Source organism: Gordonia oleivorans, from assembly GCF_040044975.1.
Lineage (GTDB): Bacteria > Actinomycetota > Actinomycetes > Mycobacteriales > Mycobacteriaceae > Gordonia > Gordonia oleivorans.
Genome location: NZ_JBDZDI010000039.1, coordinates 1 through 8533, shown reverse-complemented (window position 1 = coordinate 8533; position 8533 = coordinate 1). Strand labels below are relative to the sequence as shown.

The window sequence follows — 8533 nt, the reverse complement described above, 5'->3', positions numbered from 1 at the left end:
AGCAACTGCCGATCCGTCATGAGACAGGTGTAACGCCACCGTCAACCCCGGTCAAGTATCTTCCGTTGTCGGCGTGTCTGTTTCACCGTAGCCCCGGGCTCCGGATTAGCCGGTCAACAGGCAATCACCCTTGGAGCCAACAGAAGTCACTGCGTCTGCTTCGGCGAGACGTTCGGTGTAGCGGATGGCTCGATACTGCACTCCGCGGTCGGAGTGGTGAATCAGCCCGGCCACGCCCTGGCCGGCACGCGACCGCGCCCACAACCCCATATCCAAGGCGTCGAGCGCGAGGTCGGTGTGCATGGTGGTCGAGACCTGCCAGCCCACGACCATCCTTGAGAAGACGTCGAGGATGAACGCGGCATACACCCACCCCGAGTGTGTGCGGATGTAGGTCAGGTCCGCCACCCACAGCGCGTTGGGCGCCGCCGCGGTGAACTGCCGTTCGACACGATCGGCCGGCTGCGGAGTTTCGGCCCCCTCGCTGTGCGTGGTCTTCCGCGTCTTGGATCTCGTTATCCCCTGCAGCCCATCAGCTTTCATCAACCGCTCGACGGTGCACCGGGCCACGCCGATACCCTTTCTGCGTAGTTCGGCGTGGACTTTGCGGGCACCGTAGACGCCGAGATTGTCGGCATGCACGGTGCGGATCTCACCGAGGATCTCGCGGTCACGGACCACCCGTGGCGCCTCGACTCGTCGAGAGCTCAGATGGGCTCGGACTGTGGACGGAGCGATCTGGGCGGCCGTGTCGCGCAGGGCCGCGCAGATCGGATCGACTCCGTGTTCGTCGCGGAAAGCGGCGACGAACTCCACGATCAACGCTGTGGGCGGTCGATGAAAGTCGGCCCGGGGCGCGGTGAATGCCTTGCGGCATTTCCGTCTCCCCGGACCGCTTCCCGAACCCGGCGTGCACCTTTCAATGCACCGGGCTCTCCACGAGAGCCGTTGTGGCATCGGCGTTCACCGTGTCGACAGGTTCTGGCCAGGGTGAAGGGATCACCGAACCGCGGTAGCGGTATCGGGTGGTGCCGATCTTCTCCAGATCGATCAGTTCCCGTTCCTCCCCAGCGGGCCACCATCCGCCGCCGCAATAGCGGCGGCGGAGTTGCGTCCAAGTCGTTTTCGGGTGTTTGCGGCGTAACCATCTCCACACCGTCTGCCACAGGTAGTGGCTGATGTACGAGAAGACCGCCGAGGACACCCCGGCCCGGAAATACCCCGCCCATCCCCGCACACTCGCGTTCACGCGGCGTAACAGGACATCGAGCGGTTGGCCGACCCCGATCTGTCTGCACAACGTCTTGATCTTCCGGCACGCGGCCACCACGGCCTTCTTGGACGGATAGACATACACGTAGTGCCGGTTGGTTCCTCGTTTGCGATGTCGCTGGATGCGCCACCCGAGGAAATCCAACCCGTCGCCCGATGTGGGTGATCAGGGTTTTGTCCGGTGACAGACGCAGCCCCATCGTCGCCAGCACGGCGGCGATGTCCTCTCGGAACTGCTCGGCATCGGCCCTGGTGCCCCGAATCATCAGGCACCAGTCATCGGCGTAGCGGACGAGCTTGAAATTCGGCAGGCCGTGGCGCAGGCGTGCCGCCCGCTCGGCCTTGCCGGTATTCGGCCCGCCCGCGAGCCCGGCGATGTACTCGTCGAGCACCGACAAGGCGATATTCGCCAGCAGCGGTGAGAGAATCCCACCCTGCGGGGTACCGGCGGTGGTGTCTTCCAGCAACTTGTCCTCGGTGAGGATGCCCGCCTTCAGAAATGCCTTCACCACGGCCAGGACGCGTTTGTCGCCGACACGTCGACGCACCCGGCCCATCAGGGCCGTGTGGTCGATCTCGTCGAAACATGCCTTGATGTCTCCCTCAACAACCCACTCGTAACAGCGAGGTCGGGTCGCGAGGTACGCACCTCGGCCACCGCGTCATGAGCCCGGCGCTTCGGACGGAACCCGTAAGAACACGGCAGAAGATCCGCTTCGAAGATCGGCTCCAACACCAGCTTCAACGATGCCTGGACCACCCGGTCAGCGATCGTGGGGATACCCAGTCGGCGCAACTTACCGCCACTCTTGGGGATCATCCGCTCACGGACCGGCACCGGCCGGAAACTGCGGTCCTTCAGACCAGACCGCAATCCGTCAAGGAACTCCTCAACGCCCTGCACCTGCGCGACGCTGGACGCGGTACGCCCATCCACCCCAGCAGTTGCGGCACCCTTGTTCCCGCTCACCCGATTCCACGCCACCAACAGAAACGCGCGATCGGCAACAACATTGAACAGATCGTCGAACCTGCGATGCGGATCATCGCGTGCCCAACGATGCAGTTTGGTCTGGATCTTCAGTACCCGGCGTTCCGCCTGCACCAGCGCGGACTCCAGTTCGTCGGTATTCACCGTCGACCACTCCTCCTGACATTCCACTACTGCCACTGCGTCTTTCGCTGGTCCCCTTCGCCCTGTAGCCGTCTCTCACGGCCGCCGAGACGGGCACGTCACCACCCGCGACTACTACGAGACCTCTGCCCCAACCTGCACCTGTCAGCCGGACACGGGCCTTCCACCACGACGAGCCGGATGCTCGCCACGACGGGCCACACACAGGTCGGTTCCCACGTTCACCAGGAAATCGATCGGTCAGGGAGGCACCCAGCTTTACCCCGGCAGCATCGCCACGGCTACGCCGCAGACCTTCACCGTGGCCTCCTCACCGCCCGAAATACACGGCCTCGGAGACGAAACCCTCGGAGATAGAGGATGTCGAGCACTGCAGACCGGCCCAGATCCGCCAGGTTGGAGCCGGCTTCGCGGTTACGGGGCGTCCATCACTGGTTCGCTCACGCTGTACCTTCTGACCTTGCTCGACGAGCCCGCACCGTCTGGCAGTACCAGCACGACTCGCCTTTGTCGGGGCCGCTTGCCACCCTTCCCGGCGCTCCCCGGATCAGGCTGCCCCCAGCTTCATCAGGCCGCTGCGACGACCCAAAAGAGACGGTCTCTCACCACCTCTCGATATACCCAGCGCCTCGTGGCGCACATCTCCGCCGCAAAGAAAGCCGATGCCTGCTTCAAGATGGTGTTCGCCCGCCGCAACTCCCGGTTCTCCCGTTCCAGCTGCGCGATCCGCTCAGCCTCGCTGGTCGTGGTCCCCGGGCGGTCCCCGCCATCGATCTCGGCCTGCTTGACCCAGGTGCGAAGCGCCTCCGGGTGCACACCGAGTTGATCGCCGATCCGTTTGAGCGCCCCTGGTCGCGTGGCTGGGTCCTTGCGGGCCTCCACCGCCATCCGCGTCGCCCGCTCCTTCAGCTCAACGCTGTACTTCCGTGGTGCTGCCATGCTCTCCATCCTTCACAGATTCGAGAGCCTCCGACAAACCCGGGGCGGTTCACTTTGCCGTCCGGTGTCACGATCTCATCGGAGTCTGGGTAGGCCAGGTATCCGCACTGAGCTTCGAGGCCACCCGCCGTGTCTTCTACGTCAGTACTGATCGACTCGGCATCCGCCGCCGCACCCACCACGAGGGCGTGAGCGCCACGAGATGCGCCCACTTTCAAAGACGACGTTGTGCTGCCGCGACACCGAGCCCTACCGCGGCCCGCGTCGCTCCCGCACAATCACCCCGACTGCCTTGTGCGTCCGGTGTGCCCGACCTCCCGAGACGAGGTCGCCGGCCCCGACCGGTTGCGGTTTGTCTGCCGGCTGCGCCGTCACCTCATCGGAGCGGCTACGCCGCGCCCTGAGCCCTTCGGGCTGAGTTGGTTTGCGTTGCCCTGCCGCATTCTCTTACCTCCACTCGCGGCCCGCAAGGGCGTGAAAAACTAACCCGCCCTACGGGTTTGCAGGCCTACGGCCCGGATGACTTTTTCACTTCCTCCCTTGCAGCCCACTCCCTCCGGCAAAGAGATGGCCAGTGCAAACGCAAACCAGCACTCACAACGGGAGGGGTCACCATGACCAGCGCCACCACCACCGCCTACCAGCTGTGCAACAGCTGCGCGGTCGCCGTCGCCTACGGAGACATGACCGCCCTCAACACCGAGAGCACCGCCCAGGTCCTGGCGTTCATGGCCGATCACGGTTACCTGACCCAGGCCGACGACATCGACCCACCCGGCTACTGGCTCTGCGAATGCTGCGGAATCGACCAACTCGGCGCAGGCCGCACCTTCACCCACGACTAACCCGCACAACAACCCGAAAGGACCCACCGACATGAACGCCTGGATCGCCACCAAGGACCCCGCCAACGTCGACGCCGCCGCCGACCAGATCGCCCAGCACGAACCGAACCGCCTCACCGAGGCCGACGGCGACCGCGAATTCGCCGTGTGGATGTACGGAGTCGACCGAGCAATCCGCAGACGCACCAACGGATTCAGCCACCGCGACCTGCCCGATTTCGGCTGGAAAGACGCATACAACAACGACCTGTCCCCCGCCCTCGCCGCCGCCGACGCGATCGCCCACTGGGAAGAGATCGGCGACCTGTAAAAGAAGCTTCCGCGTCGCAATCCGGTACGCGGACAAAAGAAAACCCGGCCAGGGTCAAGCTGGCCGGGGTCTCACCCACCACAGTAAGGGAGAAACCCCATGACACACAACACCACCACCGAGACCGTCACCGCGACGGGCGAGCTGCGCCACCTCAACCCGGCCGATCTGGTCATCGACACCAACATTCGCACCGAGGCCGAGGCCACCCTGACCGCCGAGTTCGTCGATTCGATCCGCGACGGCGTGCGCCAACCCATCCTCGCTGTCGAGGTCGACGGCGAGGTCCGGGTGCGCGACGGGCAGCGCCGGACCCTGGCCGCGCGTAAGAACGCCCTTCCCACCGTTCCGGTCTACGTGGTCCCGGTCGCGACCGACGCCGACGACAAGGCCCTGACGGTGGATCGAATCGTGGAGCAGCTGGCCAGTTTCGAGCGCGAAGGCCTCCGCAACCGTGACCGCGTGGCCGCAATCGAACAACTCGCGCTTGCCGGGATGTCGGCGACGAAGATCGCCAAGGCCACTCGCACGAAGAAGAAGGACGTGGACGCCACCCTCGCGCTGGCGAAGTCCGAAACGACCCTGGATTTGATCGAGCGGGGCGCAGCGCTGACGTTGGAGCAGTCCGCGACCGTCGCGGCCTACGACCACGACCCCGAAGCGCAGCAATGGCTCCTTGACGCCGCCGCATCCGGTGTGTTTGAGCATCAGGCCAAACTGTTGGCCGACAACGCCGACCAGCGGGCCGAGGTACTGGCCCAGGTCGCGATCTACACCGCCGACGGCATCGAGACCGTCACCCGCGAACCCGACTACCGGCACACCCGCGCCCGTCTGGAACGCCTCGTCACCGCCGACGGCACGCCCGCACAGGTCGACGACGTGCCAACCGACCAGCGCCTCGCCTACGTGTGGGCCGACGTGACCGAATGGTGGACCGACGCCGAGGGCAACACCATCGACGAGGACCTGATCGACTGGGACCTCACAGAGGAGGACACCCCCGCCGACGCCCAGCCCGACGAGGGATTGCACGACCCTCGTGCCCTCACCCGCCACGAGAACCGGTCGATCGAAACCACCTGGTACGTCAACGAGTTCCGTGACCTCGGGATGAGCTTCCGCACCTACAGCGGCAGCACGGCGACCAGCTCGGCCACGACCACCCCCGCCGAGGAGGACCCCGCTGAGAAGGAGGCACGCAAGCAGGAACGCCGCCGGGTGCGGGTCCTCAACGCCGCCAGCCTCACCGCCCGCGAGGTGCGGATCGAGAAGCTGACCGCATGGCTGGCCCGCAAGACCCTGCCCAAGGGCAGCGCCCCGACGGTCGCGAAATTCATCGCGACCGCGATGCGCGCCCATCACGACATGTTCGGCGCGAACAGCAGCCAGGGCAACGCCGCCGAGATCGCGGCCACGATCCTCGGCGGCGACCCCGCCGAATTGATCGAGCAGGCCACCACCGCCGACCGCGCCCAGATCATCGGACTCGGCATCGCCCTGGCATCGCGGGAAGCGCACATGTGGAAAGACGCCTGGCGCAACGTCGGTGACCGCCACTACCTCGGCGGCAGCCAGGTCAGCGCCCGCGCTGGCTACCTGCACTTCCTCGTGGAGGTGACCGGCTACACCCTCTCCGACGTCGAGCAGGTCATCGCCGGTGACAAGCAGGCAGCCGACGTGCCACTCGACTAGACCAGCTGTGCGGTGGGCCGCGAACCTTCACGGTCGCGGCCCACCGCCCCCGGCCACGCTCACACCCGCCACCTCGAGGAAACATCGTGACCATCACCGGCGAACTGCTCCCCCGCTGCGCCCTCCCAGGCTGCGCCAACCCCACCGACACCCAAGGCCACCCCTGCGGACAGTGCCGCCGCGACTTCGGCCCCTTCCTGCGCCACAACCCCGGCGGCCAGCCGATGACCGCCGACGTCCAAACCGCCCGCGACCACGACGTCGCCCTGGCCTACCGCGCCCAGGAACAACTACGCATCGACGCCGCCGCCGAGCAACACCGCGCGATCCAGGCCGACGAACAGGAGAAGCCCGGACAAACCTGCTGGCTGTGCGAGGAACGCCGAAAGTGCGCCCTCATTAACGGGCAGTGGGAATGCCGAACCTGCCGCACGACCACCGGCTGACCGACCAGCCCGAGGGGCACAGCGGAGCGACCTGACGGCCGCACAGCATTGTCCCGGCCCGGTGGCTCCGCTGCGCTGCGCCCCCGACCCGGGGAGATTCCCAGTCAGGTGGGTGGTCACCTATTGCGCGCGCACGTCGACCAAGTGTGACCGACCGGGGGCCCGAACTGTCAACCCACACCAGGCGGCTATCGCCCGTTCTCCGCTACGCTCCGCCCGTGCGCTCCAACCACTTTCGGTAACCCGCACTCGCTGCGCTCGCAACCGAAAGTGGCTTCCGGCGCGCCTGCCTCTCCGGGGTTGACAGCCCACCCTCGTCCGGTCAGCACAGGTCTCTCGACGTCCGCCCACACCGGCCGGACCACAACGAAGGGACCTCCTCATGGATTACATCGCTCACACCGTGGACACCGCCGCGGCCGTCGGCAGCCCCGCCGATCTGCTCTGGGCCGCCGCCGACCTCGTCGCCACCAACCCCGAGACCGCCGACCCCATCCACGACGCCGGCCTGCACCTCATCGCCGCCGGCCGAACCACGGCCCGCCGGGCCGGGGCAGCTCGCGAGCTCGCCACGATGATCGCCGAGAGCCGCCACCCCGACCTGGCCGCCACCATCATCGGCGACGACACCGACTGGGCCGCCTGGCAGCGGGTACTCACCGAGCCCTGGCCCATCCTCGCCGACGCCGCCGCCTTCGCCGCCAAGCTCGGCGGACTCGAGACCCAGATCACCCCGGGACGCTGGATCGCCTAACCCGGCAGCGGGCCCGGGTCGCCACCACGGCGGCCCCGGCTCGGCGTTTGTGCCGTCACGAGTTCTCGGTGTCCCCGCGCCTGCGAATGCGGCGCCGACCACGATCGGCCGCACGGCACACCCGCAACGGCTTGCGAACGCTCTCCACAAGATCGAAGGTGGTCCCGGTGCGTTCGGCCATGTGCCAGTCGATGTTCCACTCGCTGTCGAGCACCATCATGCGTCCCACCGCCCGGTCCTCGTCCCCGGACTGATACGCGTCCTCACACACCTGACACAGCGCCCACCAGGTACTCAGGGTGTGGCCCTTGCCGTACTTGCGGAACCTCGTCTTGTCCGGGTCCAAGTCGTGCAGCCACACCGGCCTCTCGCGACCGCAGAACGAGCACAACGGATACTCGTCGTCGTCGACGTCGAGCGATTCGTCAGCTGGGCTACCCACAACCGTCACGGTAACCGGCGCTCGCACCGACGGTGCTGCCTCTGGCGGCTGCGCCGCCACCTGATCGGAAGCGGCTACGCCGCCACCCAACCGCATCGGGGTTGCTTTGCTGACCCCCACCATTGTCTTACCTCTGGTCGGCACGGCGACAAGGGCCGCGAAAAACTGGCCCGCCCTACGGGTTTCAGACCTTCGGTCCGGGCAACTTTGTCGCTGTGAACACCCTTGCCCCGACCTCCCGCCGGCAAAGACATGGCAGGTGTCACGCAAAGCACCGGCCCGCCGAGGCCCACACCGCAGGGAGGCAACCACCATGGCCCGTACCGCCACCATTAGCCGCGAAGACCGAGCCGCCGCACGCCGCGAACTCGCCACGCAGCTGCACGCCACCATCACCGACAAAGTCGCCGCGCTCACCAACACCGGCGAGTGGGCCGCGTTCCTCGACTACGCCACCAAGTTCCACGCCTACAGCCTCAACAACCTGTTACTGATCATCGCCCAGCGCCCCGACGCCTCCCAGGTCGCCGGATACAACAAATGGCTCGAACTCGGACGCCACGTCCGCAAGGGTGAAGCACCCCAGGTTTCGTGCCACCTCGTTGGTGGGCTACCTGCTGGTAGTGACCCCAGCGTAGTAGGTTGCCTCGTACTCGTTGGGCGGGACCAGGCCGATCGACCCGTGTAACCGGGTG

At 66.5% G+C, this 8533-nt stretch carries 9 protein-coding genes and 2 pseudogenes; 6 read left to right on the top strand and 5 right to left on the bottom strand.

Features of this window, described 5'->3' with window-relative positions; all coding sequences use genetic code 11:
* Window positions 1-105: 105 nt before the first annotated feature.
* The 4 genes and pseudogenes from ABLE92_RS25855 to ABLE92_RS25835 form a co-directional block, all read right to left on the bottom strand.
* Complete coding sequence (locus ABLE92_RS25855; RefSeq protein ID WP_348807645.1) at window positions 106-816, bottom strand: IS3 family transposase; 711 nt, start codon at window positions 814-816, stop codon at window positions 106-108.
* A gap of 103 nt (window positions 817-919) precedes the next feature.
* On the bottom strand, window positions 920-1327 hold the full coding sequence (locus tag ABLE92_RS25850) for a group II intron maturase-specific domain-containing protein (RefSeq protein WP_348807646.1): 408 nt from the start codon (window positions 1325-1327) through the stop codon (window positions 920-922).
* Between the two features lie 163 nt (window positions 1328-1490).
* Window positions 1491-2215, bottom strand: a pseudogene (locus tag ABLE92_RS26260) (reverse transcriptase domain-containing protein); the annotation flags it as partial.
* An 837-nt stretch (window positions 2216-3052) separates the two neighbouring features.
* Window positions 3053-3295 (bottom strand): annotated as a pseudogene (locus ABLE92_RS25835) (transposase); the annotation flags it as partial.
* 665 nt (window positions 3296-3960) lie between these two features.
* On the opposite strand from ABLE92_RS25835, the gene ABLE92_RS25830 reads away from it, so the two are divergent.
* The 5 genes from ABLE92_RS25830 (at window position 3961) to ABLE92_RS25810 (ending at window position 7396) form a co-directional block, all read left to right on the top strand.
* Window positions 3961-4191: a hypothetical protein gene (locus tag ABLE92_RS25830; RefSeq protein WP_068970854.1), complete on the top strand. Its 231-nt coding sequence runs from the start codon at window positions 3961-3963 to the stop codon at window positions 4189-4191.
* Window positions 4192-4222: 31 nt separating this feature from the next.
* Entirely contained in the window at window positions 4223-4501 is a 279-nt protein-coding gene (locus ABLE92_RS25825; protein ID WP_068970855.1) for a hypothetical protein, read from the top strand.
* 99 nt (window positions 4502-4600) lie between these two features.
* Entirely contained in the window at window positions 4601-6196 is a 1596-nt protein-coding gene (locus ABLE92_RS25820) for a ParB/Srx family N-terminal domain-containing protein (RefSeq protein WP_182155036.1), read from the top strand.
* 86 nt (window positions 6197-6282) lie between these two features.
* Window positions 6283-6642, top strand: coding sequence for a hypothetical protein (locus ABLE92_RS25815; protein WP_182155034.1), 360 nt, complete (start codon window positions 6283-6285; stop codon window positions 6640-6642).
* 382 nt (window positions 6643-7024) lie between these two features.
* The gene (locus ABLE92_RS25810) at window positions 7025-7396 is read left to right on the top strand and encodes a hypothetical protein (RefSeq protein WP_348807642.1); all 372 of its coding nucleotides are present in this window, start codon (window positions 7025-7027) and stop codon (window positions 7394-7396) included.
* A gap of 55 nt (window positions 7397-7451) precedes the next feature.
* Here ABLE92_RS25810 and ABLE92_RS25805 read toward each other — a convergent pair whose 3' ends face one another.
* Window positions 7452-7838 carry a hypothetical protein gene (locus ABLE92_RS25805; protein WP_348807641.1) on the bottom strand — a complete coding sequence of 129 codons (387 nt, stop codon included), beginning with the start codon at window positions 7836-7838 and terminating at the stop codon, window positions 7452-7454.
* 313 nt (window positions 7839-8151) lie between these two features.
* Between ABLE92_RS25805 and ABLE92_RS25800 the strand changes: the two genes are divergently transcribed.
* Entirely contained in the window at window positions 8152-8526 is a 375-nt protein-coding gene (locus ABLE92_RS25800) for an ArdC family protein (protein WP_496560852.1), read from the top strand.
* Window positions 8527-8533: the final 7 nt, after the last annotated feature.